The sequence below is a fragment of the Streptosporangium sp. H16 genome, assembly GCF_051918855.1.
Classification (GTDB): domain Bacteria; phylum Actinomycetota; class Actinomycetes; order Streptosporangiales; family Streptosporangiaceae; genus Streptosporangium.
Genome location: NZ_JBPXMD010000005.1, coordinates 198,642 through 222,088, shown reverse-complemented (window position 1 = coordinate 222,088; position 23,447 = coordinate 198,642). Strand labels below are relative to the sequence as shown.

The window sequence follows — 23,447 nt, the reverse complement described above, 5'->3', positions numbered from 1 at the left end:
CGCGTACTCCCCGCCAAGACGCGTACTCCCTGTCAACCGCCAAGACGCGTACTCCCCGTCGAGACGTCGAGGACGGTCAGGACGCCGTCAGGGACGGCGCGCAGGACGTGGCCGCGGGCAGCAGGCCGTAGCGGCCGGCGACGGACCGGATCTCCGCCCTGAGGGCGGCCGGGGGGCGGTCTCCGAAACGTTCCAGGTACGCCGCGACCTGCGCGGGATCGTCGCGCAGGAACGGGAAGTCGGTGGCGACCATGTGGCGGATCGCCAGCAGCGGGACCGGGCTGCCCAGCGGCAGGAAGGAGGGGTTCCACAGTCCCGCCTTGGGCGGCGGGCCGGGGTAGAACTCCCCGATCATCAGCCCTTCCGAGACGTAGCGCGACTTGAGCGCCTCCTGGGCGTAATCGATCACCGCGGCGGCCTCGGACTCCGGCAGGTCGGGGAAGAGCACCAGGATCGTGCGGTACTGCGCGGACACTCCCGGCGTGGCGGGCAGCCTCAAAAACCAGTCGCGGTAGCCGGCGAGGGTCTCGGCCGCCTCGGGCCCGCCCGGCCGCCCGGGGCGGACCGCCAGGTAGAAGGTGCCGCGGTCCAGCGCGGTCTGGGCGTACGGGCAGACGGGTCCCTTCCTGCCCAGTTGCTCGTGGGGGCGGCAGAGATACTCTCGCGCCCAGGTGACGATCTCCCTGAGCGGGGTGCGGTGGCGCAGGACCAGATCGTGGTCACCGGCCAGATCGGCGGTCTCCAGGAGGACGCGAGAAGGGTCCGCGGGATCGGTCAGCATGGTGGTTCGCCCTTCCGGGGGTTTCGCTGTGCGAGGCGTGCGCGACGTGCGAAGCGCGTGAGGCGTGCGAAGACGGCGCGGCGTGCGGGGTCGGCACCGCGTGCGGCGCCGGTGGCGCGTACGGGAGGTGCGACCGTGGAGCGGCCGGGGCCGCGTACGAGGCGGCGGACGGCCGGGGCCGCGGCGAGCAGTCCGGCGACGGCCACCGCCGCCCCCGCCCCGCGCAGGAGCGTGTCCTGCCGCCGGGCGCGGGCGAGCGCATCCCCGTACGGGACGGTGGTGTGGGAGATCATCGTGTAGAGCGGGACCCACCGGCCGGGGAGCGCCCGGGCGAGCAGCAGGTCCGCCTTCTTGCGCAGCAGGTGCAGCGGGGAGCGGAGCCGGTCGCGCAGCTCCACGAAGTTCTGCTTGGACAGCTCGTCGAGCACGTCGGTGTGCGGTTTACGCAGCCGCTGGTACTCGGCGAAGGCGGCCCCGAGGTCTCCGGGATGGTCGCCCACGCAGCGGTCGAGGACCGTGCAGTCCTCGAGCGCCGAGTTCATGCCCTGGCCGTAGAAGGGGTAGACGGCGTGGCAGGCGTCGCCGATGAGCGCCACCCGGTCCCGGTGGTGCCAGGGCGAGGTGCGGATCGACACCAGGTGCCCCACCGGGTGCTCGGCGTACTCCTTGGCGAGGTGGGGCATGAGGTCGGGCGTGTCCGGGAACCGTTCCCCGAGGAACTCCTCGGGGTCGGTGATCTCGCCGAACCGTTCGACGGGCAGGAAGAGCGTGCCGGTGAGCGAGTTGTCCCGGTTGGGGTGGGCGACGATGAGGGCGTCCTCGCCGGGCCAGACGTGCAGGGCCTCCAGCCTGGTCCTGGCCGACCCGTCGCCGGCGGCGGGGATGGTCAGTTCCTTGTACCCCCATTCCAGGAACTCCTGGTGGTGGTCGGCCCGCAGCCCGTGCTGCATGTGCGCCCGCACCTGCGAGAACGCGCCGTCCGCGCCGATCACCGCGTCGCCCTCGACGGTGCTCGCGGCCCCGGTCTCCTCGTGGACGAGGCGCGCGGCGGCCGTCTCGCGGTCCAGGCCGACCAGCCGGTGCCGGAAGTGGAAGGTCACCCCCGGCTGGGCCTCGGCGTGGTCGACGAGCGTGGTGATCAGGTCGCGGCGCAGGACCGAGTGGAGGATCTCTCCCTCGTGGGCGCCGTAGGGCTGGAACGGCACCGCGCCGCCGGGCAGGTGGATGGCCCGGCCGCGCATCGGGACGGTGAGCGGCCACAGGGTGTCCATCAGGCCGATGTCGGTGAGCGCCGCGATGCCCCTGGCGGACAGGCCGAGGTTGATCGACCTGCTCTCGTCCTCGTCGAGCAGCCGGGGATCGGCCCGCCGCTCGTAGACCTCCACCCGGAAGCCGCGCCTGGCCAGGTAGCAGGCGAGGAGGGTGCCCGCGGGGCCCGCTCCGATGACGGTGATCTTCATGTGGTCTCCAGGCGGGCGACGAGCAGTTCGTTGGGGCCGTCGACGTGGCGTCGCTCGATCCGGCCGAATCCGGCGCCGGACAGCCAGGTGGCGATGTCGGCGAAGGCGTGGATCCCGCCGCCTTGAGTGATGGCGAGGTTGAGGCCGAAGGCGCGGACGAACGCCTCGACGGTCGCGGGCGTGCCGTCGGGCAGGTCGGCGAAGGTCTCCAGCACGACCACCGCGCCGCCGGGGCGCAGCGCGGCCGCCACCCTCTTGAACAGCGCGCGGTTGCCCACCTCGTCGAACCCGTGGCAGAGGTTGAACAGCAGCGCGGTGTCGTATCCGGCACCGAGGTCGGCACCGGGGTCGGCACCGGAGCCGGTCAGGTCGCCCTGGAGCAGAGTGACGCGGTCGCCCAGCCCAGCCGCCTCGATCCTGGCCCGGCCGCCCCGCAGGGCGTTCGGCAGGTCGACGATCGTCGCGGTGAGCCCGGGGTGCGCCCGGCAGAACGCGACGGTGTAGCGGGCGTGCCCGCCGCCGACGTCGAGCAGGCGCTCCCCGGGGTGGGGCGCGCTCGCGGCGACCAGCGGGGCGAGCCCGGCGGCCATCCCGTCGAGCATGCTCTGGAACTCGGCCAGCGTCCCTGGCCGTTCCTCCAGCCAGGCGTAGAAGTCGACCTGGGGGGCGCCGGTGCGCACCGACTCCTCCAGGCCGTCCCAGAGCTCGGCCAGCACGTCCTGCCAGAAGGCCAGTGCGGGGGCGTAGCTCCACGGGCTCCGCCGGTCCAGGGTGCCCGCGACCATCGGGCTGTTGCCGTAGACCCGGCCCGGCGCCCGGTCGAGGTAGCCGAGGGAGGCGAGCGCCTCCAGCAGCACGGCGAGCCCGGCCGGGTCGGTGCCCGTCCTGGCCGCCAGCTCCGTCACGGAGAGCGGGCCGGGCATGAGCGCCTCGAAGATCCCCAGGCGCTGGGCGGCCCCCGCCGCCCGGAACGCCATCGCGCCGATCAGGTCGACATGGGGGCCCGGTGCCCCGCGGAGTTCCTCAGGGTCGAGATAGAGCGGCATCGCTGTCTCCTTGCGCGACTCGCGCGACGTCGGTTCCCAGGTCGGCTTGCACGCCGGTTCGCGAACCGGCCTCCATATCGCGTCCCGCACCGCGTCCCACGCCGGGATCCGTGACGGGATCCGCGCCGGGTTCCGGAGGGGCGTGCACGTCCTCGGCGTCGGGCAGCTCGGACTCCACCTTCCGCAGGCGCGGCTGGAGGTAGGCGAGCGGTGCGAGCAGCACCAGGCACAGGCCGGTGATCAGGAAGATCGCCGCGATGCCCCGCCCCTCGCCCGTGCCGATCACGGCGCCGAGGGTGCCGGAGAGCGCCCCGCCGGGGGCGAGCATCGGCTCGAAGACCCGGTCGGCCAGCGGGCCCGCGGCCAGGTAGGTGAGCACCGTGGCGGTCTGGGTGAGCGCGCGGACCGTGCTGAGTACCCGGCCCAGCGCCGCGGGGTCGGTCTTGATCTGCAGCACGGTCATCCCGGTGCCCTGCACGAACGGCAGCGTGAACAGGAAGGCGGGCGCCACCACCGCGATCAGCCAGGGTGAGGGCGCGAGGCTGTGCAGGGCGAGCAGCACCCCTCCCAGGGCGACGAACGCCGCGACGCCGCGCACCCGCCGCCTCGGCCCGCCCCACGCGCTCAGCACCAGCCCTCCGGCGAAGACCCCCGCGCCGCCCGCGAACATCAGCGCCCCGAGCACCGCGGCCGACCCGAACGACAGGATCAGCGGCTGGACCAGCACCCCGGACATCCCGAAGAACAGGTTGTACGCGGCCAGCACCACGACCAGCTGGAACAGCCCGCGCCTGGCCCGCAGGTAGCGCCAGCCGAACAGCAGGTCCCCGCGCAGCGGTTCCGGCGCGGCCGAGGCCCCGGGGCGGGTGACCTCGCGCGGCAGCCGTACGGCGAACATGACCACCCGGGTGACCAGGAAGGTGACCAGGTCGATCACGACCACGCCGGTGACGCCGACCGTGACCAGGAGCGTTCCCGCCAGCAGCGGAGCCGCGATCTTCACCGAGTCCGCGACCTGCATGAGGCCGTTGGCCCTGCCCAGGTGCCGCTGGGGCATGATCAGCGGCATCATCGCGTGGTACGCGGCCATGTGGAAGGTCCCGAAGACGGCCCCGGCCACCGTGATCACGTAGACGTGCCAGACCTCCGGCGAGCCCAGGACGAGCAGCACCGCGAGGGCGCCGGTGACCACGGCGGCCCCGGCGTCGGCGGCCATCAGCATCCGCCTGCGGTCCCACCGGTCGGCCAGCGCCCCGGCGAGCGGGGAGAGCAGCACCTCGGGCAGCACCGCGCACAGCATGATCAGCACGAACTCGGTGGCCGAGCCGTTGCGCTGGTAGACCCAGACGCCCAGCACGAACCCCGTCAGGCTCGACCCGATGATCGACAGCAGCTGCGCCGCCCAGATGACGGCGAACCGGCGTATCCCGTCATGCACGGCCGCCTCCCGGCAGGACTCCGGTGCCGATGTGGTCACCGAGATAGAGGTCGAGCAGCTTCCCGTCCGCCGGAGGGCAGACCAGCCCGGCGGCGGCGAGGAGTCTCTCGGTGGCCGAGCAGTCGAAGGACGGGCCGGGCAGCGTGCCGTACTCGGCGAAGAACGCCGGGTAGGGGGCGATCGGCAGGTCGTCGCCGATCTCCAGCCGGTCGCGGACCAGCCGCCGCCATCGGTCCCCCGGCATGAGCCGTACCGGGAAGCCGTGCTCGCGCAGTCCCTCGGCGAGTTCCTCCGAGGTCAGCACGCGCGGGTTGTGATAGTGGAAGTCACCGGTGACCCGGCTCGTCGCCAGGTGCACGATCGCCGAGGCGACGTGGTCGACCGGGGCCATGTCGATCCGTTCCCCCTCGGGGACCGCGCCGAGGCGGGCGCAGGTGGCGAAGAGGCGGCCGAGGAAGTCGCCGGGCACCGACCGGCCGGTGCGGCTGTCGGCGGAGACCCTTGCCGGGCGGTGGATCGCGATCGGCAGCCCTCTCTCCCTGGCGGCGCCCGCGAGCCGGTCGGCGACCCACTTGCTCTGGTCGTAGCCCAGGTGCAGCGGGCCGGGATCCGGCAGCGGGTCGTCCTCCCTGACCGTGCGCTCCCCGGGTGTCAGGTGCACGCCGAGCGTCGAGACGAGGTGGACGGGGGTGGTGAGGCGGCCGGACGCGGCCAGCCGCAGGATCTCCAGGACGGCGTCCACGTTCGCCCGGCGCAGCCGCCGGTAGGGCAGGGCGAAGTTGACCAGCGCCCCGTTGTGCACGACGAGGTCGATCGAGTCCGCCAGCTCCGCGAACTCCCCGGCGGTCAGGCCGAGTCCCGGCAGGTCGAGGTCCCCGGCGTGCGGGACGATCCTGCCGTCGAAGCGCTCGTCCCAGAGCCCGTACCCGCCGAGGTTGTCGCGCAGCCGCCCGGCCGCGCCGTCGCCCCTGACCAGGCAGTGGACCTCGGCCCCTGTGGTGCCCAGCAGCCCGGCGAGCAGGTACGCGCCGAGGAAGCCTGTGGCGCCGGTGAGCAGCACCCGGCGCGGCGGCCCCTCGGGGACCGGCGCTCCGGTGTACGCGATGTCGCCGGGCAGCACCGCCTCCGCGTACAGGTCCACGGCGGCCGGGGCCCGCCCCCGGGGACCGGGGAGGCCGATCCGCTCGTCCACCGCGGCGGCCAGCCCGGCCAGGTCGGTCGCGGCGAAGAGTGCGGTCATCGGGACCGGCACCCCCAGCTCCGCGGTGATCCTGGAGACGATCTGCGGCGCCAGCAGCGAGTGCCCGCCCAGATCGAAGAAGTTGTCCCCGCGACCGGGGTCGACCTTGAGCACGTCGGCCCAGATCCCGGCGATGACCCGCTCGGTCCCCTCCCTCGGCGGCTCGTACGGCGGGGCCTCGCCGTCCGCGTCCGGCTCGGGCAGCGCCCGCAGGTCGACCTTGCCGTGCGAGGTCAGCGGGAGCGCGGGCAGCGTGACGACCGCGCCGGGCAGCATGTGGCCGGGGAGCCGGCCGGCGAGGAAGGCGCGCAGCTCGGCGACGGTGATCCGGTCCCCCACCAGGTAGGCGACGAGCCGCCGGGTGTCGGCGGTGACCACGGCCTCGCGGACGCCGGGGTGGGCCAGGCAGGCCGCCTCGACCTCTGCCGGCTCGATCCGGTTGCCATGGATCTTCACCTGCCGGTCGGTGCGACCCAGGAACTCCAGGTTCCCGTCGGGCCGGTATCTGCCCAGGTCGCCCGTGGCGTACATCCTCGCCCCCGGCCGGGGCGAGAACGGGTCGGGCAGGAAGCTCCCGGCGGTCCGCCCGGGACGGCCCAGGTAGCCGCGCGCCAGGCACTCGCCGCCGATGTGGATCTCGCCGGGCACCCCGATCGGGGCCGGGTTGCCGTGGCGGTCGAGCACGTAGACACGGGTGTGCGGCAGCGCGGTGCCGATCGGCAGGTGGATGGCCGCGCCCAGCTCTGCGCCGTCGACCGTGCGGTACGAGGTGGCGCAGACGGTCGCCTCGGTCGGGCCGTAGTGGTTGTGGAACGCGACCCGGCCGCCGGTCAGCGCGGCCCAGGAGCGCAGGCGTTCCACCGGCACGCTCTCGCCGCCGACCATCATCGTGGTGATCGGGACGGTGATCTCGTCCAGTTCCTCGACCCACTGCTGCCAGAGCGCCGAGGCGGTGTCGACCATGGTGATCGAGTGCTCCGCGCACAGGGCGGCGAGGGCGGGGCCGGTCAGCGAGGCGGGAGCGGGGTGCAGCACCAGCGCGGCGCCGCTGATCAGGGCGGGGAAGACGTCCCCCGCCGAGGCGTCGAAGCTGAGCGGCGGGACCGTCAGCACCCGCTCCCCCGGCCCGAACCCGTGCAGTTCTCTGAACGATCGGGCCAGGTGGGACAGCGTGCGGTGACCGACGACGACCCCCTTGGGGCGCCCGGTGGATCCGGAGGTGTAGATCACGTAGGCGGCCCGGTCGAGGTGCTCCGCGCCGGGCCCGCGCGCCACCGTCTTCTCGATCGCCGTGTCGTCACCGACACGCGGGTCCTCAAGCGCGAGGTGCTCCGCGCCGGGCCTGCGCGCCGCCTCCTTCCCGATCGCCGTGTCGTCGTCGAGGTGCCCCGTGCCGGACTCGACAGCCGCCGCCGTTCCCGGGGGGCCGCCGTCCGTCCAGCGCGCCAGGTCGGCCCGGCTGACGACCGGCCCCGCGAACCCGGCGAGTTCCGCCCCGTCCGCGATCACCGCGCGCGCGCCGGAGTCGGCCAGCAGGTACGCCAGCCGCTCGGCGGGCTGCGCCGGATCGAGCGGCAGGTACGCGGCGCCCGCCTTGAGGACGCCCAGCAGCGCCACGATCGCCTCGGGCCCGGCGGCGAGCGCCAGCGCGACCAGCGCCTCCCCTCCGTCGGTGGTACCGGAACCCGCCGGCCGCTCCAGCAGCGGCCGGAGCCGATCGGCCACGGCATCCGAGGCCCGGTCGAGCTCCCCGTACGGGAGAACGGCGCCCGCCTCGCCTGCGACGCCGGGAGTGATCACGGCGGGGGCGTCGGGGGTACGGGCGGCCTGCCGGGCGATCAGACGGTCGAGGAACTCCCCCGCCCCGTGAACGGACCGGACCGGCCGGGCCGGATCCTCCGAGAGCACGTCCCCCGGATCCCAGGCCGGACCGTCCGAGAGCACGTCCCCCGGATCCGGCGCCGCGGCGCCGCCGAGCACGATCGCGCGCTCGGCGGCGGGCAGGATCTCCAGCCGCGACAGGCGGCGGCCCGGGTCGGAGACGATCGAGCGGAACAGCGTCTCCAGCTGGGCGCCCATCCGCTCCACCGTGGACCGGTCGAACAGGCCGGTGTCATAGGCGAACATCAGCTGGACGTGCGTGGGGTAGACGATCACGTCCAGGGAGAGGTCGAACTTGGCCACGGCCAGGCCCGACGCCACCGGCTCGGTACGGATGCCGTCGAGGTCGAGCGATCCGGCGTCCGGGTTGCCCAGCATCAGCATCGTCTGGAACACCGGAGTCCTGGCCGGGTCGCGGTCGACGCGCAGCTCGCTCACCACGTGCTCGAACGGGACCGAGGCGTGGCCGTACATCGTGAAGGCGCGCCGCCGCACCCGCTTGAGCGTCTCGCGGAAGGTCGGGTCGCCCGCCAGGTCGGCGCGGAGGGCGAGGGTGTTGATGAAGACGCCGAAGACCTGCTCGAACTCCTCCTCCGTACGGCCCGCGACGGGGGTGCCGACGCAGAAGTCGTCCTGACCGGTGTAGCGGGAGAGCAGCACCTGGTAGGCGGCCAGCACGGCCATGAACGGGGTGCACCGCTCGGCCCGCGCCAGCCCGGTGATCCCCCGCCACAGCTCCAGCGGGATCCTGCGGACCACCAGGCCGCCCTCGGTGGTCCGCACGGCCTGGCGCGGCCGGTCGGTGGGCAGTTCCAGCACCGGGACGCCGTCGAGCTCGCGCACCACGCCGGCGATGTCCACCGGATGCTCGCGCTGCCCGCGCACGTAGTCGGCGTACTGCCGTGCGGGCGGCGGGAGGGGGGACGGCAGCCCGAGGGTGAAGGCCGTGTACAGCGACGCCAGCTCCCCGAACATGACCTGCTCGATCGACCAGGCGTCCCCGGCGATGTGGTGCACGACGACCAGCAGGACGTGCTCGTCGTACCCGGTACGCACCAGGGTCGCCCGCAGCAGCGGCCCGTTGACCAGGTCGAACGGCCGGTTGCTCCGCTCGGCGAGCAACACCTCCAGCGCCCGCTCCCGCGCCGCCCCCGCCCCCGCGCCCCCGTCCGGCGAACCGTGCCGCGACCCATTCGGCGACCCGTGCGGAGAACCGTCCGGTGGCCCGTCCGGGACGCCGTCCGTCCCCCGCTCCCGCGTCCCGTACGGCGGCTCGCCGGTCAGGTCGATCCTCTCCATGACCAGCGGCGCGGGATCCAGGACCGTCGCGGACGGGAGGCCCCCGACCTCGGGGAAGACGGTCCGCAGCGCCTCGTGCCTGGCCACGACCTCACCCAGCGCCCGTTCCAGGGCGCCGGCGTCGAGCGACCCGATGAGCCGCTCGCAGACGACCATGTTGTACGTCCCGCCCCCGGGAGTGAGCCGGTCCAGGAACCACAGGCGCTCCTGGGCGTACGAGAGCGTGCTCACGCGGCCTCGCCCCGCAGACGCGTGACCTCCTCGGCGACGCCGGCGATGGTGGGGTTGTCGAAGAAGACGTCCAGGGACACCTCCACGCCGAGCCTGCGGCGGGTCCTGGCGATGATCTGGGTGATGGTCAGCGAGTGCCCGCCGAGGTCGTAGAGGTCCTCGTCCAGCCCGATGTCGTCGAGGCGGAGGATCTCCTGCCAGATCTCCCGCACCTGCGCGGTGACCGGATCCTCCTCGGCGGGAGGTTCCGTCACGTTGTCGGGGGCCGGGACGAACAGGTCGGTCACGGAAGGCTCCTCATGGGGCGTGATTTGGGGTGGTTCCGCCAGATCCGCGACCTTCGCACGGGGGTCCGCGGAGATGGCGCGCAGCAGCGCGCGCAGGTGACCCGCGATCCCGGACACGTCGTCGTGGCCGATCGCGGCGGGGTTGAAGCGGAGGCCGAGGGTGAGACTCGGCCCGGCGTCCACGGCCTGGATGTGCAGCGCGCCGCGGGCGGCCCCGTTGAAGATCGTCCACTCCACGCCCACCCCGACACCGGGGAACTCCGGGACGGCCGCCCTCCTGCGGTAGCTGAGCAGCACCGGCGAGGAGGGCGGGGCCGGCGGCGCGTGCCGGAACCGGTACATGGCGCGCAGCTCGGCCCGGACCGTGCGCAGGTGGTCGGGAAACCCCTTGTCGAGGTCGGGGTGCGGGACGAACGGCACCCGCGCCACGAACGGCCCGATGCGGTCGAGCGTCTCGCGGGTGCGGGTGCCGAGGTCGAGGGCGAGCGGCGACGCGGAGGTGCCGTACCGTCGCAGCAGCACGCCCACGGCCGCCAGCAGCAGCTCGAACCTGGTGGCGCCGAGCACCGCGGCGGCCTCGGTGAGGGCTCCGGACTCCGTGCCGCCGAGCACCATCTCGACGATCTCCCCGGGACCGGTGCCGTGCGGAACGGCGCGCAGGCCGGGCAGGACCAGCTCCGCGGGTGCGCGGTCACGCTCCTTCCAGAACTCCTCGGCGCCGTCGGGCGGTGCAGGGAAGGCCCAGCCGTCCGCCCCGGAACCGCCGGGCCGGCCCGCCCGCCCGGACGGCGGGTCCGGTGAAGACCCGTACGGCCGCGGGACCGGGGAGGACGGCGACGCCGGCCCCGGCAGGGCGGCCCGCGCGAAGTAGGCGTCGGCCAGATCGCGGATCAGGACGTCCTTGGAGCCCGCGTCGAACACCCGCCCGTGTGCCGTGAAGAGCAGCCTGACGCGCTCGGGACCCACCGTGACGAGCGTGAACCGGGCAAGCGGGCCGCGCTCCAGGTCGAACGGGCGGGCGGCCTCGGCCGCGGCGACCCGGGGATAGCGCTCCGGGGTCGACTCCGTGCGGGTGACCCTGACGCGGCCGAGCACCGGATGCCTGCCGGCCACGACGGCGCACGCGCCCAGCAGCGCCGGAACGTCGACGGGACCGTTCAGGTGAAGCGCCAGCGGGATTCCCCGCAGGTCGAAGGGGGCGTGCGACATCCTGTCCGTCTCCCTTGTGCTCCCTCGTGGGTGACTCGCTTCGGGCAGGCGCCGGGGGCTGCGTCGCCCCTGACATGCGGTCCTGACAAAGAATTATTAGGAAAGTTTCCTGTCTATTTACGCAACCCGAATGCTACACATGTGGTACGCCTGAGACAAGCGACTTGCCACGAACCGACCTGGAGGCTTTGATGATCGTTCGCGGTGGCCGTACGAGCGGCGCGAACGGCGCGAGCCCCGAACTGGCCGGGCTTGCCGACACCGTGTTGCAACCCGGGTTCGTGGGCGTGGAAGTGCCCGACTGGCTGCGCAGGCGGCTCGCCGAGGGACTCGGCGGGGTTGCGCTCTACTCCCGGAATCTTGTAGACAGCGAGCAGATCAAGGCGCTGACCGCCGCGCTGCGCGCGGAGAACCCGGACGTGGTGATCGCCACCGACGAGGAGGCGGGCGACGTCACCCGGCTGGAGGCGCGCACCGGCAGCTCGCGTCCCGGCAACCTCGCGCTCGGCGCGGTGGACGACCCCGCGCTGACCGAGCGGGTCGCCCGCGAGATCGGGCTGGACCTGGCCGCGGCGGGCATCACCCTCAACTACGCCCCCGTGGTCGACGTCAACTCCGACCTGGACAACCCCGTCGTGGGCACCCGCGCGTTCGGCGCCGACCCCCGTCTGGTCGCCCGGCACGCCCGCGCCTGGGTCACCGGCCTCCAGTCCGCGGGGGTGGCCGCCTGCGCCAAGCACTTCCCCGGCCACGGCGCCACCGCCGTCGACTCGCACGACGACCTGCCGACCGTCGCCTACTCGGCCGAGGAGCTCGCCGCCACCACGCTCCCGCCCTACCGGGCCGCCGTCGAGGCCGGGGTACGCGCCGTGATGACCGGCCACCTGCTCGTCCCCGCCTACGACCCCGACCACCCCGCCACCATGAGCGGCCGCATCCTGGCCGGGCTGCTCAGGGAGGAACTGGGCTTCGACGGGCTGATCGTGACCGACGGCGTGGAGATGCCCTCGGTGGCCGAGCGGTACGGCGTGACCGGGGCGGCGGTCCGCGCCCTCGCCGCCGGGGCCGACGCGATCTGCGTGGGCGGCGAGCGCAAGGGCCCCGGGGTGGTCGGGTTCATGCGCAACGCCATCATGGGCGCGGTGGCCGACGGGACGCTCCCCGAGGAACGCCTGGCCGATGCCGCCGCCCGGGTCCGGCGCCTCGCCGCCTGGTCGGCGGAGCGGCGGCGGGCGGCCGGCGAGACGGGCCCGGCCGGTGAGCCCGCGGGGCTCGACGCGGCCAGGCGGGCGCTGCGGGTCCGCGGCGGCGGGCTCCCGCTGCCCGCCGCGCCCCAGGTGATCGAGTTCGTCTCCGAGACGAACATCGCCGTCGACCGCGCCACCCCGTGGGGCGTCGCCGCGCCGCTGGCCGCGCTGCTGCCGGGCACGACGGCCCTGCGCCTCGGCTCCGGCGACCCGGTCCCGCCTCCCGACGGGCGCCCGCTGGTGATCGTGGTACGCGACGCCCACCGGCACGCCTGGGTCACGGACCGCCTGGGCGCCCTGCTGTCACGGCGTCCCGACGCGATCGTGGTGGAGATGGGCCTGCCGGGTCCGGCCACCCCGGGCGCCACCCACATCACCACCCACGGCGCGACCGCCGCCTCGGGCCGGGCCGCCGCCGAACTCCTCTCGGGCCGCCGTGGGACGTGACCTGCGGCGCCGTGGGCGGGTCAGCCGTCGAGGACCCACACCAGCTCGTGCTGGAGGGGACCGGGCATCGCGAGGAACTCCCCGTGGTCGCAGGCGAGCGGCGCGATCTGCGAGGCGTACGCCAGGACCGCGCGCCGCTTGAGCGCCCACTCCTCCCCCTCCAGTCGCGGCCACGTCTTCGCCTCGAGGCGGTGGCGCCCGGCGAGCGCGCGGACCGGCGGCCTGTCCGCCAGGGCCGGCCCGGCCGCCGAGCTCCCCCACTCGCGTACGGCGGCGGCGTAGGGCAGGTCCGCGTAGGCCCAGCGCTCCAGGGCCTCGACCTTCTCCAGCCCGTCGAGCGCCCGGTCGCGTACGGCCTCGTGGTCGGCGTTGCCGATCCCCATCGGGACGAGCACGCGCGTGCGCGGGGTGACGTGCTCGGTGAGGAACGTCTCCAGGTCGTCCAGCGGGAGCCGGGCCGCCGGAACATCCGGATTGTCCAGCACCACCTGGTCGACCCCGAGGATCTCGCACGCCCGCGCGTCCTCGGCCCGCCGCTCCCGCGCCGTCTCCTCCGCCGAGGCGAACCCGCACAGCCGGTCCCACGCCGAGAGCGCCCCGCCGAGCGCGCCGCCCAGCACCGTGACGATCACCGCGTCCCCCTCGCGGCGGGCGAGCAGTCCCGCCACCGACAGCACCGCGTCGTCGAAGTGCGGCGAGACCACGACCGTCTCCCAGCTCATCGCCGCCACCCGGCCCTGGCCAGGACGAGACCGCGGCTGCCCCGCTTGCGCAGGTAGGCGAGCCCGTCGCAGACGGACTCCAGGGTCGGCGGAGCGAGCTCGACGCGCTCGGCGACCCGCCAGGTGGACTGCTCGCGCAGCCAGGGCCAGATCCGCTCGTTGAGCTGACCGCTCTCCAGCGCGACGAGGAGCAGGTCGGTCGGCAGCCGGTCGAGGAGCGCCAGATCCTGGTCGTAGTAGAGCATCTCGACGAGCAGGTACGCCGCCGCCTGGCGCTCACCGTGGTCGGCGAGATCCTCCAGGCTGTCCGGGAGCACCTCCACGCCCGGCTCCGCCCGCTCGGCCAGGCGGGCGCGGAAACCCGCGTTGGGCTCGGTCGCCTGGACCCGGTATCCCTTCCCCGACAGCCGCCGGGTGAGCTCGCCCTGGCACGCCCCGACCTCCACGATCGGCCCGTCCTGGGGGGAGCACCAGCGGGCGGTCCACGCGGCGGTCGCGTCCAGCCGGGCGGCCTCGTACGCCGAGAGCCCGAACTCCCACGGGTCGTCGGCCACCGCGGCGTCGTCCCCGAGGCTGGAGGTCAGCGCGTAGAGGCGGTTGGCCTGCGCGGCGCTCGCGGTGAAGAACCTCTCGACGGCCGGCACCCGGTCGGTGGTGACGAGCCGGTCGGCCACCCGGCTGCGCAGCAGCTCACCGGCGCGCCGGTTGATGAATTCGATCTTCGCCTCGGCCTCGGCGGCGGTGATCGCGCTCGCTGTACTGGCGATCGTCTGCAGGAAGGGATTGTCACCGACCGAGCAGGTCACGGCCGGTGAGGACAGCGAGGAGGGCGAGGACGCCGGGGGCGGCGAGAACGGCGACACGGCGCGGGAGACGATCCAGCCGAACCTGGCCCGGCGGATGCGGTGGTCGGCGGGCGAGTGGGTCCAGATCTCATCGGGCGCCGGCGCCGATGCCTCGCCGAGCAGGGCGGCGACGTCGGCGGGGACGGGCAGCTCCGCGGTGTTGCCCCCGGGCTCCACCAGGGGTCCGAGCAGCTCCAGGCGCTCCCGCAGCGACAGCCCTCCCGGCAGGGTCACGCTCGTCCTCGCCTGCCCGACGACCACCAGGACGTCCTGGTCGGCGTGGTCCCGCAGGACGGAGACGAACTCCAGGGCGACGTCCTCGGCATGCAGCACGGCGATGACAGCCGTCATTTGTCCCCATCCCCGATCACGGAAAGATGTCTTTTTCATGACATTTCCGCGCCAGCATAGAGGATCTTGCCTGCCGCGCGACGGCCGTTCGCCCAGAAGGATCCCCCACCCCGCAGGACATCCGGGATCCGGAACTCCGGAACTCCGGACCAAGGACCCGAGGGCTCAGGAGGCGAAGATCTCCTCCCTGGCCTGGTCCAGGGCGGCGATGACGGCCCCGCGCAGCACCGGGTTGCCGCCCACCTCGCTCGCCACCACCTGCGGCCTGACCGGGCAGCTCCTGGCCACCGCCTCCTCGATCCTGGAGGTGAGCTCGTCGCCCCCGGCCCTGCTGACCTCCCCCGCGAGCACCACGAGCCCCGGGTCGAGCACGACGCACACCGACGCCACCCCCAGCGCCAGCCGCCCCGCGATGTCGTCGATCAGGGGCTCTCCCCTCTTGCCCGCCGCGACCGCCGCCGCGACGCACTCGGCGGCGCTTCCCCCCTCGAAGCCGTACGTCGCGGCGAGCTCGGCGACCGCCTCGGCGCTGACCAGGGACTGCAGACCCCCGGCGAGCGACGGCAGCCTGCCGGGCACGGCCCGTACGTCCTCAGCCAGCGGCACCCCCGGCACCGGCAGGTAGCCGATCTCACCCGCGCTGCCGGACCGGCCCCGGTGCAGCCGCCCGCCGAGCACGACGCCGAGGCCGATACCGCGGCCCACCCACAGCAGCACGAAGTCGTCGACCTCGCGGGCGGCGCCCAGCGTGCGCTCGGCGATGGCGACGAGGTTCACGTCGTTCTCTATCCTGACGTCGCGGCGCAGGTCACGCGCGAGCGCCTCGTGGATGCCCTCGTGCCAGCCGGGCAGGTCGAAGGAGAACCGCACGTCGCCGGTGCGGGGGTCGACCACGCCCGGGGTGCCGATGACGACCGAGCGCAGCTTGGAGAGCGCGACCTTGGCCGACCGGCACGCCTTGACCACCGCGTTGTGCACGAGGGCCACCGGATCGTCGTGCCCGCTCGGCGCCACCCGCACCTCGGCCACGATCTCCCCGTGGATATCGGCGATGGCGGTCGTCACGAATTCCGGACCGACGTCCAGACCCGCCACATAAGCGGAGGAGGAAATAATCCCATAAAGCGCGGCATTAGGCCCGCGGCCCCCCGCCTGCTCCCCCGCCACCTCGACCAGTCCGCGCCCCTCCAGGCGGGCGAGCGTCTGCGACGCCGTCACCTTGGACAGGCCGGTGAGCTCGCCGATCTGCCCCCGCGTCAGCGGCCCGGAGGCGAGCAGCAGCTCCAGGGCGGCCCTGTCGTTGATCTCCCTCAATAGCCTGGGCACGCCAGGACGTCGCTCCATACGCATGCTCTCTTGTTCGCCGCTTCCCCGTCGCGATTACTTTCAATCAAGAATAACGGTTCTATTCTTAATAAGGCTTCCTGACAGTTTAGCGCCGCCCGGACGCCGCGGAGGGCTACCGGAGGCCTCCCGGCCGCGTCGCGTCCCTGCTCATCGCCGTTTCGCCGGCACCGCTCTCCCGCCCATCACCGCGATGCCCGGAAATCAAGGGCTTGCGACGTCGGCCCGGCGCGTGGAACACTCCCGAAAACGGTAAAGGTTCTTTTCAGTAAGACCCTTGCCGTCGGGTGGCGAGGCAGGTTTCGACATGGACACCGTCATCACGATCCCGGCCGAATACACGGGTCTGCGGGCCCGGCAGGGGCCCATGACCATGGGCCAGGCCAACATGGCGCGTTGCGTGCTCCGCGACCCGCCGCTCCACATGAACTTCCGCGTCACCAAGCGCCTCCCCGAGGGAACGCCCCTGTCCGCCGTCACCGAGGCGGTCGGGCGCCTGCTCTCCAGGCACGAGGGACTGCGAGCCACCATCCACTCGGACGTCCAGGTCGTGACCGGTTCCGGCTTCCTGCCCGTCGAGGTGCACGGCGCGGGGACCGGGCTCCTCGACGAGGTCGCCGAGGAGGTGGGCCTGCGCATGCAGGGCACCCGGTTCGACCTGCGGACCGAGCTCCCGATCAGGGTCGCCGTGATCACCGATGGGGAGGCGCCCCGTCTGGTGACCTTCGTTCTGCCCCACACCTCGGTCGACGCCATCGGGCTGGCCACCGTCATGAGGGAGTGGGAGCGACTGATCCGTGGGGTCGCCGTCCCGTCGCCGTGCCCGGTGCAGCCGCTGGACCTCGCGACCGCGGAGGGCACCCCGGCCGCCCTGCGCCGGACCGAGGCCGCCCTGCGGCACTGGGAGAACGGGCTCAGGCGGGCACCCCAGTCGATGTTCGCGATCGACGAGGCGGCCGGGGCCGACGCCGACGCGATCCGGCCCCGGCTGCGGGTCCGCTCGGCGGTGGCCGCCAGGGCGCTGGACGCCGTCGCGAGCCGCACGGGCGCCAGCCGCTCGGCGATCACGCTCGCCGCCCTGGGGGTCCTCATCGGCCTGCGCACCACCCAGCGGTCCTGCGTGATCGCGTCGCTGGCGAGCAACCGGGTACGACCCGAACTGCGCGACTACGTCGGGCCACTGGCCCAGGACGCGCTGATGACCGCGGACCTCGACGTCTCCACCTTCGACGAGGCGATCCGCCGCTTCCGCGCCGCGTCCCTGTCCGGGTACCAGCACAGCCGTTTCGACTCCATCGCCCTGTGGGAGGTGATCGAGGCCGTCAACGCCGAACGAGGGGTGGACTTCGCCCGCGACTGCGTCTTCAACGACATGAGCGGCGTCACCGTCTCCGAGCCCGAACCCGAGCCGTCCGCCGAGGTCGAGTGCGACTGGCTTCCGGCGGCCTCGCTCCCCGCGCACCTCGCGCTCTGGGCCAACCAGCTGGAGGACGTGGTCGACCTGACACTCTGGATCGATCCACGGGTGATGAGCCGGGCGGAGGCGGAGGGCTTCGGGACCGGGATCATCCGGCTGCTGGTCGCGGCCGGAGACGGAGACATCCAGGTTTCCGACATTTCGAATATATCGGGAATTTCGCCTATTGAGCGCGGGCCGGAGTGGATCTACACCGACTCCTGCTGGGTGAACCTCGGCGCGGTGGAGCGGCTCGTCGGCGAGGCGGTGCAGGGACGTCCCCACCTGGTGACGCACGACCCGGACGGGCGCCTGACCTGCCACGTCACCTCAGGAACCCCCGAGGAGATCCGCGCCGCCTGCCTCGCCCTGCTGCCGGGCCGCACCTCCGCGATGGCGCCTCACCACTACGTCGTGCACGCGCCGGAGCCCACCGGCTCGTCGCTCCACGGGCCCGTCGTCACCGAGGGCGACGGACGCCACTCCATCTCCGTCGGCCCCGCGCGCGTAAGTAACCAATAGCAGGCGGGATAATCGGTTACATGCGCCTATCCGCTCGTGTCGACTATGCCCTCCGTGCCGCCGCCGAACTCGCCGCCGCGGGTGCCGGCCCTACCACGGTGGGTGAGCTGGCCAAGGAGCAGGACATGCCTCCCAAGTATCTTGAGAACATCCTGCTCCAGATGCGCCGCGCCGGGCTGGTACGCGGCCAGCGCGGCCCCGAGGGGGGCTACGTGCTGGCCCGCCCGCCCGCCGAGATCAGCCTCGCCGACGTGATCCGCGCCGTTGACGGCCCGCTCGCCAACGTCAGGGGGGAGCGGCCCGAGCATGTCGGCTACCGGGGTCCCGCCGAGTCGCTGCAGCAGGTCTGGATCGCGCTGCGCGCCAGCGAGCGGGCGATCCTGGAGGAGGTCACCCTCGAGAACGTGGCCACCGGAGCCCTCCCCGACCGGGTCCGCAGCCTGTCGGCCGACCCCGCGGCCTGGGACTGACCATGCCGGTGTGGCCACGTGCCCGAGGGTGACGTCATCCACCTCTCCGCCCTGCGGCTCGGCCGGGCGCTCGACGGGCGGGTGCTGACCCGCTCGGACTTTCGCGTGCCGCGTCACTCCACGGCCGACCTGACCGGGCGCGCGGTGCTGGAGACCGTCTCGCGCGGCAAGCACCTGCTCACCAGGGTCGAGGGCGGGCTGACCGTCCACACCCATCTGCGGATGGAGGGCAGCTGGCAGATCTCACCCGCGGGGCGGCGGCTGCCCGGGAGCGACGTCGTCCGCCTGGTGCTGGCCAACGAGCGATGGCAGGCGGCGGGGGTGCGACTGGGCATGGTCGACCTGGTCTCGACCGAGGAGGAGGGGCGGCTCGTCGGGCATCTCGGCCCCGATCTGCTCGGGGAGGACTGGGACGAGGCGGAGGCCGTGCGACGGCTGGCAGGACGGCCTGAGACGAGCATCGGGGTCGCGCTGCTCGATCAGCGCAACCTGGCGGGAATCGGCACCATCTATCGCGCCGAGACGCTTTTCCTCGCCGGAGTGTCGCCGTGGCGACCTGTGGGGGCGGTTGAGGACCTGAGAACGATCGTGTCGATCGCGTGGCGGCTGCTGGACGCCAACAAGGAACGCTCGAGCAGGACGACGACAGGCGACCTCCGTCCGGGACGGAGCACCTGGGTCTACGGCAGGGCCGGGCGGCCTTGCCTGCGCTGCGGGCGTCGGATCAGTCGTGGGGAGATGGGCGCACAGCCGCAGGAACGGCTGATCGTCTGGTGCCGTCACTGCCAGCCGGAAGAACCGACCGGCTAGGCGGCGACCATGTCGTTGACCTCGGGAAACACGGAATCAGGCACGGTTTCGGGAATCGGCAGACGCTCCCGTTCGGGGACGTCTCCCGCCATCACCGGAGCATGCTGCAGCTCGGCCAAGGCGAATTGATCGGAAACCTCACGGAGAACCTGTGAAAGCGGCACGCCCAAGGCACCGCAGATCGACGCGAGCAGCTCTGAAGAGGCCTCCTTCTGACCACGCTCAACCTCGGACAAATAGCCAAGAGAAACCCGAGCCAGTGTGGACACCTCACGCAGGGTGCGACTCTGCCGCACCCTCAGCCGCCGCAGCACGTCACCGAGCAGCTGACGCAGCAGGACCATCTGTCGCTCCCTCCCCGGCGCGGATGTCTTCACGACACTCCGCGCTATCGGTTCGTGCCGCCCGTTCTTCGAACGCGACCCTTGGTACATACTCCTCGCCGTCATCATCGCTTGACCTTTACCTCACTCACCGTTCCACCGTACCTGTATGGACCGACAACGCGGCAGACCATGTGGAGCATGTTCGCTGGGGACGTAACGCGGTAATCATCCTGAATGTTCCCTCACGTTCGTCTCCAGCACACCTCGGAGGAGATCCACGGCCTCGTTCACGGTCATCTCCCGAATCTGGTCACGCGTCCCGGCGAGCCGCGGATCCCGGTGCCATACCCGCCCGTCCGGTCCGCTAACGGCGAGATGCACGGTGCCCACCGGTTTACCGTCCTGGGGGTCCGGGCCGGCCACTCCGGTGGCCGCCAGCCCGTACGTGGCACCGGCCAGAAGGCGCACCCCGTCGGCCATGGCGGCGGCGACCTCCGGGTGCACCGCCCCCTCGCGGGCGAGCAGGTCCGCCGGGACGTTCAGCAGCCGGTGCTTGAGCTCGGTGGCGTAGGAGACGACCCCGCCCAGGAAGGCCGCGGAGGCCCCCGGGGGGCCGGTGAGGGACGCGCAGATGAGCCCGGCGGTCAGCGACTCGGCCACCGCCACCGTCTCGCCCCTGCGGACGAGAAGGGCGAGGACCTCGGTGGCCGCGAGCAGGCGCCGGCTCATATGGCCCGCCCCGTGTCGCGGCCCATGCCGTCCGCCTTCACCCGGCCCGCCTTCATATGGCCCGTGCCCGCTTCGCGACCTGCCGCAGCTTGATCGCCCGGATCACGTAGTCGAGACCGGTGGCGACGGTGACCAGCGCCGCCGCGCCCATCACGATCCAGCGGATCAGGTCGGGCACGCCCGGCCAGATGTAGGAGACGATCGCGGCGATCTGCAGGACGGTCTTCACCTTGCCGCCGTAGCTGGCCGGGATGACGCCGTGCCGGATGACGGCGAACCTCAGCGCGGTGACGCCAAGTTCCCTGCCCAGGATCACGACGGTGACCCACCAGGGCAGCTCCTCCAGCACCGAGAGGCTGATCAGGGCGGCGCCGATGAGGGCCTTGTCGGCGATCGGGTCGGCGATCTTCCCGAAGTCGGTGACCAGGCCGTAGCGGCGGGCCAGTTCGCCGTCGAGCAGGTCGGTGAGCGAGGCCACCATGAAGACCACCAGCGCCGCGGCCCGCCAGCCGGATCCCGGCAGGAAGAGGCAGGCCACGAAGAACGGGACCATCGCCAGCCGTATCACCGTCACGACGTTGGCGATGTTCCAGGCGCTCACCTTGGGGCGCCCGGATGCCGAGGTCGAGTCGGTGCCGGTCTCTGGCGTGTTGGTCATACGCTCTCCCGGCCCGGCGGCGCGCTCATGGGGCCGCCTTGATGCGGGCGATCAGGTCGACCCCCTCCGAGTCGACCACGACGGCCCGGACGATCTGGCCGGGGACCAGCCCGATGCCCTGGACCGTTACAGAACCGTCGACCTCGGGCCCCTGGTGGGCGGCACGGCCCTCGTAGCCGCCGTCGCCCAGGTCCTCCTCGATCAGGACGTCGACCTCGGTGCCGATCCGCTCCTCGGCCCGCTGGGCCATGAGCTCCTCGGCCAGCTCGGTGAGGGCGGACACGCGGGCGTCGACGACCTCCTGGTCGAGCTTGCCGGGCAGCGAGGCCGCCTCGGTGCCGTCCTCGTCGGAGTAACCGAAGATGCCGATCACGTCGAGCCTGGCCTCCTCCAGGAAGCCCACCAGCTCGCCGAACTCCTCCTCGGTCTCGCCGGGGAAGCCCACGATGAAGTTGGAGCGCACCCCCGCCTCGGGGGCGTGGGCACGGATCGACTCCAGGAGGTCCAGGAAGCGCCGGGGGTCGCCGAAGCGCCGCATCCGGCGCAGCACCGTCCCGCTGGCGTGCTGGAAGGACAGGTCGAAGTAGGGGGCCACGCCCTCGGTCGAGGCGATGATCTCCAGCAGCCCCGGGCGGAGCTCGGCGGGCTGCAGGTAGCTGACGCGCACCCGCTCGACGCCCTCGGTCGCGGCGAGGGAGGGCAGCAGCTTCTCCAGCGCCCTCAGATCGCCCAGGTCCTTGCCGTAGGAGGTGGAGTTCTCGCTGACCAGCACCAGCTCCTTGACGCCCTGCTCGGCCAGCCAGGCGGCCTCGCCGAGGAGCTCCTCGGCTCGGCGCGAGACGTACGCCCCGCGGAAGGCGGGGATGGCGCAGAACGTGCAGCGCCGGTCGCAGCCGGAGGCCAGCTTCAGCGAGGCCACCGGGCCGTCGCCCAGGCGCTTGCGGAGCGGCCGGGGGCCGCTGGCGGGGGCCAGACCCTCGGGCAGCTCGCCGTGGCCGGGAATGGCGGTCTTGGGGGCGGCGGCGCGTTCCACCGGCGAGATGGGCAGCAGGGTCCTGCGGTCGCGGGGACTGTGCGGGACGAGCGATTTGCCCGCCAGCACGTCGTCGAGGCGCGTGCCGATGTCGGTGTAGTCGTCGAAGGAGATGACGGCGGCGGCCTCGGGCAGCGCGTCGGCGAGCTGGTCACCGTACCGCTCCGCCATGCAGCCCGCGGCGACCACTTTGGCACCGGAGTCGGCCGCGGCGAGCAGCGTGTCGATGGAGTCCTTTTTCGCCGAGTCGATGAAGCCACACGTGTTGACGACGACGACATCGGGGTCGTCGTCGCCCAGCTGCCAACCGGCAGCCTCGAGACGGGCGGCGAGTTCCTCGGAGTCGACCTCGTTGCGTGCGCAACCAAGCGTGATCAGCGATGCGGTTCGGCGGGATGACATGGTGAACACTACGGTATCGGGAGTTGGCCACTACCCGATGCACCTCCCCCCATTCAGGCACCGCCGCACCCCCCGCCCCGCCCCGGACGTACCGCCGCCGGGACGGCCAGGACGCTCGGCCGGACCGCGGCGGCGTGGACGCCCGGGGGGCGCCGGAAGAGTGCCGCGGAGAAGTGCTCCGTACGGCGTGACCTAGCGCTTCTTGGTGGCAGGAGCCTCGTAGGAGCGGTTCACGACCTGCCCCCGGCGGCCGGGGGCGCCCAGGTTCTTGCCGTTCACCTTCAGCGAGACGGCTCCCCCGTCGCCGAAGGTGACCCTCATCCCGGTCTTCGCCTTCCAGGTCGAGGTCTTGCCCGCCGCGAGCGTTCCCGAGAAGAGACGCCGGCCGCCCGCGTCCTGCACGTCGAGCCAGGAGGTGCGCTTCGCCCTGACCTGGAGGACGACGATGTCGCGCCGTCTCTCCTCGGCCAGCGACGAGGCCCGGCGCGGCGAGTCGGGGCCGGGACCGGCTGAGAGCGGCGGCGCGGCGGGCACCGGCATCGGGCGCGGGTCCGCCACGGGAGTGTCGCCCCCGCCCATGGTCCGCACCACACCGAAGATGACCACGATGCCCAGAGCGACCGCCATGGCCGTCGTCCAGTTGGGCGAACGGCGCTCGCGGATCTTCAGCGGCATGTCGGCCTGGAAGACGCTGGAGGCCCGCACCGGCAGCGGCACGCCCCCGTGCTGCTCGTCGTAGCGGTGCACCAGCGCCTCGGGATCGAGGTCAACGATCTTGGCGATGTTTCTTATATGGCCCCGCGCGTAGAAATCTCCCCCACATTGGGAGAAATCATTCCTCTCGATTGCCTGGATGAGCACCTCGCGAATGCGTGTCCGCGCGCTCAATTGCCCGACGGTCATCCCCTTTGACCGCCGGGCATCCGCCAGATCGCTTCCAATGCCCATGGCGCACGCCTCTCAGCCCCCGACGTTGCGTAGCGATACCTATTCAATCAGTAACCGCGTGGAGGATGCGCGGCGGGGGTCCCATTCCCGCACGGCGCCGTCATCCCCGGGCGAGCCGGTTGGGGGGCGGTATTCCCTGATATGTACCGGCACTTCCCGGTGCGGGCGGCCGGAGCCCCCCGCACCGCGCCGCCGGCCCCCGCGCGGGCCGGGCCGGAGCCTCCCGCACCGCGCCCGCACGGGTAGGGCCGGAGCCCCCGTACGG

General features: G+C 72.9%; 18 protein-coding genes. 4 read left to right on the top strand and 14 right to left on the bottom strand.

Features of this window, described 5'->3' with window-relative positions:
* Window positions 1-76: 76 nt before the first annotated feature.
* Genes ACTOQ2_RS11010 through ACTOQ2_RS10985 form a run of 6 tightly spaced genes read right to left on the bottom strand, consistent with a single transcriptional unit; the run spans window position 77 to window position 10,872 of the window.
* On the bottom strand, window positions 77-781 hold the full coding sequence (locus ACTOQ2_RS11010; protein ID WP_440099542.1) for a DUF6875 domain-containing protein: 705 nt from the start codon (window positions 779-781) through the stop codon (window positions 77-79).
* Window positions 775-2,241 (bottom strand): FAD-dependent oxidoreductase, encoded by a 1,467-nt coding sequence (locus ACTOQ2_RS11005; RefSeq protein ID WP_440099540.1) that lies wholly within the window; start codon window positions 2,239-2,241, stop codon window positions 775-777. The genes ACTOQ2_RS11010 and ACTOQ2_RS11005 overlap by 7 nt, the downstream gene beginning before the upstream one ends.
* Entirely contained in the window at window positions 2,238-3,287 is a 1,050-nt protein-coding gene (locus ACTOQ2_RS11000; RefSeq protein ID WP_440099539.1) for a methyltransferase, read from the bottom strand. The genes ACTOQ2_RS11005 and ACTOQ2_RS11000 overlap by 4 nt, the downstream gene beginning before the upstream one ends.
* Window positions 3,265-4,725: an MFS transporter gene (locus tag ACTOQ2_RS10995; RefSeq protein WP_440099537.1), complete on the bottom strand. Its 1,461-nt coding sequence runs from the start codon at window positions 4,723-4,725 to the stop codon at window positions 3,265-3,267. Before ACTOQ2_RS10995 ends, ACTOQ2_RS11000 begins: the two co-directional genes overlap by 23 nt.
* Entirely contained in the window at window positions 4,718-9,376 is a 4,659-nt protein-coding gene (locus ACTOQ2_RS10990) for a non-ribosomal peptide synthetase (protein WP_440099535.1), read from the bottom strand. The genes ACTOQ2_RS10995 and ACTOQ2_RS10990 overlap by 8 nt, the downstream gene beginning before the upstream one ends.
* Window positions 9,373-10,872, bottom strand: a complete 1,500-nt coding sequence (locus ACTOQ2_RS10985; RefSeq protein WP_440099534.1) for a condensation domain-containing protein — start codon at window positions 10,870-10,872, stop codon at window positions 9,373-9,375. Before ACTOQ2_RS10985 ends, ACTOQ2_RS10990 begins: the two co-directional genes overlap by 4 nt.
* Before the next feature lie 191 nt (window positions 10,873-11,063).
* Between ACTOQ2_RS10985 and ACTOQ2_RS10980 the strand changes: the two genes are divergently transcribed.
* Window positions 11,064-12,566 (top strand): glycoside hydrolase family 3 protein, encoded by a 1,503-nt coding sequence (locus ACTOQ2_RS10980; RefSeq protein ID WP_440099532.1) that lies wholly within the window; start codon window positions 11,064-11,066, stop codon window positions 12,564-12,566.
* 20 nt (window positions 12,567-12,586) lie between these two features.
* Here ACTOQ2_RS10980 and ACTOQ2_RS10975 read toward each other — a convergent pair whose 3' ends face one another.
* The 3 genes from ACTOQ2_RS10975 to ACTOQ2_RS10965 all read right to left on the bottom strand — a co-directional run bounded on the left by ACTOQ2_RS10975 (window position 12,587) and on the right by ACTOQ2_RS10965 (window position 15,828).
* Window positions 12,587-13,288: a PIG-L deacetylase family protein gene (locus tag ACTOQ2_RS10975; RefSeq protein ID WP_440099531.1), complete on the bottom strand. Its 702-nt coding sequence runs from the start codon at window positions 13,286-13,288 to the stop codon at window positions 12,587-12,589.
* Entirely contained in the window at window positions 13,285-14,484 is a 1,200-nt protein-coding gene (locus ACTOQ2_RS10970; protein WP_440099530.1) for a hypothetical protein, read from the bottom strand. Before ACTOQ2_RS10970 ends, ACTOQ2_RS10975 begins: the two co-directional genes overlap by 4 nt.
* Before the next feature lie 165 nt (window positions 14,485-14,649).
* On the bottom strand, window positions 14,650-15,828 hold the full coding sequence (locus ACTOQ2_RS10965) for an ROK family protein (protein WP_440099529.1): 1,179 nt from the start codon (window positions 15,826-15,828) through the stop codon (window positions 14,650-14,652).
* A 307-nt stretch (window positions 15,829-16,135) separates the two neighbouring features.
* Between ACTOQ2_RS10965 and ACTOQ2_RS10960 the strand changes: the two genes are divergently transcribed.
* From ACTOQ2_RS10960 to ACTOQ2_RS10950, 3 genes are read left to right on the top strand one after another with little or no spacing between them, the layout of a single operon-like run.
* A complete protein-coding gene (locus ACTOQ2_RS10960) occupies window positions 16,136-17,806 on the top strand; it encodes a condensation domain-containing protein (RefSeq protein ID WP_440099528.1) in 1,671 nt (556 codons plus the stop codon).
* Window positions 17,807-17,826: 20 nt separating this feature from the next.
* The gene (locus tag ACTOQ2_RS10955; RefSeq protein ID WP_440070201.1) at window positions 17,827-18,276 is read left to right on the top strand and encodes an RrF2 family transcriptional regulator; all 450 of its coding nucleotides are present in this window, start codon (window positions 17,827-17,829) and stop codon (window positions 18,274-18,276) included.
* Between the two features lie 18 nt (window positions 18,277-18,294).
* Window positions 18,295-19,086 (top strand): Fpg/Nei family DNA glycosylase, encoded by a 792-nt coding sequence (locus tag ACTOQ2_RS10950; RefSeq protein ID WP_440099527.1) that lies wholly within the window; start codon window positions 18,295-18,297, stop codon window positions 19,084-19,086.
* Here ACTOQ2_RS10950 and ACTOQ2_RS10945 read toward each other — a convergent pair.
* The 5 genes from ACTOQ2_RS10945 to ACTOQ2_RS10925 all read right to left on the bottom strand — a co-directional run bounded on the left by ACTOQ2_RS10945 (window position 19,083) and on the right by ACTOQ2_RS10925 (window position 23,182).
* Window positions 19,083-19,430 (bottom strand): helix-turn-helix domain-containing protein, encoded by a 348-nt coding sequence (locus ACTOQ2_RS10945; RefSeq protein WP_440070203.1) that lies wholly within the window; start codon window positions 19,428-19,430, stop codon window positions 19,083-19,085. The two genes, ACTOQ2_RS10950 and ACTOQ2_RS10945, sit on opposite strands and share 4 nt — an antisense overlap.
* A 207-nt stretch (window positions 19,431-19,637) precedes the next feature.
* Window positions 19,638-20,141, bottom strand: a complete 504-nt coding sequence (locus tag ACTOQ2_RS10940) for a CinA family protein (protein ID WP_440099526.1) — start codon at window positions 20,139-20,141, stop codon at window positions 19,638-19,640.
* A 52-nt stretch (window positions 20,142-20,193) separates the two neighbouring features.
* Window positions 20,194-20,799 carry a CDP-diacylglycerol--glycerol-3-phosphate 3-phosphatidyltransferase gene (pgsA, locus tag ACTOQ2_RS10935; RefSeq protein WP_440099525.1) on the bottom strand — a complete coding sequence of 202 codons (606 nt, stop codon included), beginning with the start codon at window positions 20,797-20,799 and terminating at the stop codon, window positions 20,194-20,196.
* A gap of 25 nt (window positions 20,800-20,824) precedes the next feature.
* Window positions 20,825-22,234: a 30S ribosomal protein S12 methylthiotransferase RimO gene (rimO, locus tag ACTOQ2_RS10930; protein ID WP_440070206.1), complete on the bottom strand. Its 1,410-nt coding sequence runs from the start codon at window positions 22,232-22,234 to the stop codon at window positions 20,825-20,827.
* A 192-nt stretch (window positions 22,235-22,426) separates the two neighbouring features.
* Window positions 22,427-23,182, bottom strand: a complete 756-nt coding sequence (locus ACTOQ2_RS10925) for a helix-turn-helix domain-containing protein (RefSeq protein WP_440070207.1) — start codon at window positions 23,180-23,182, stop codon at window positions 22,427-22,429.
* Between the last annotated feature and the right edge of the window lie 265 nt (window positions 23,183-23,447).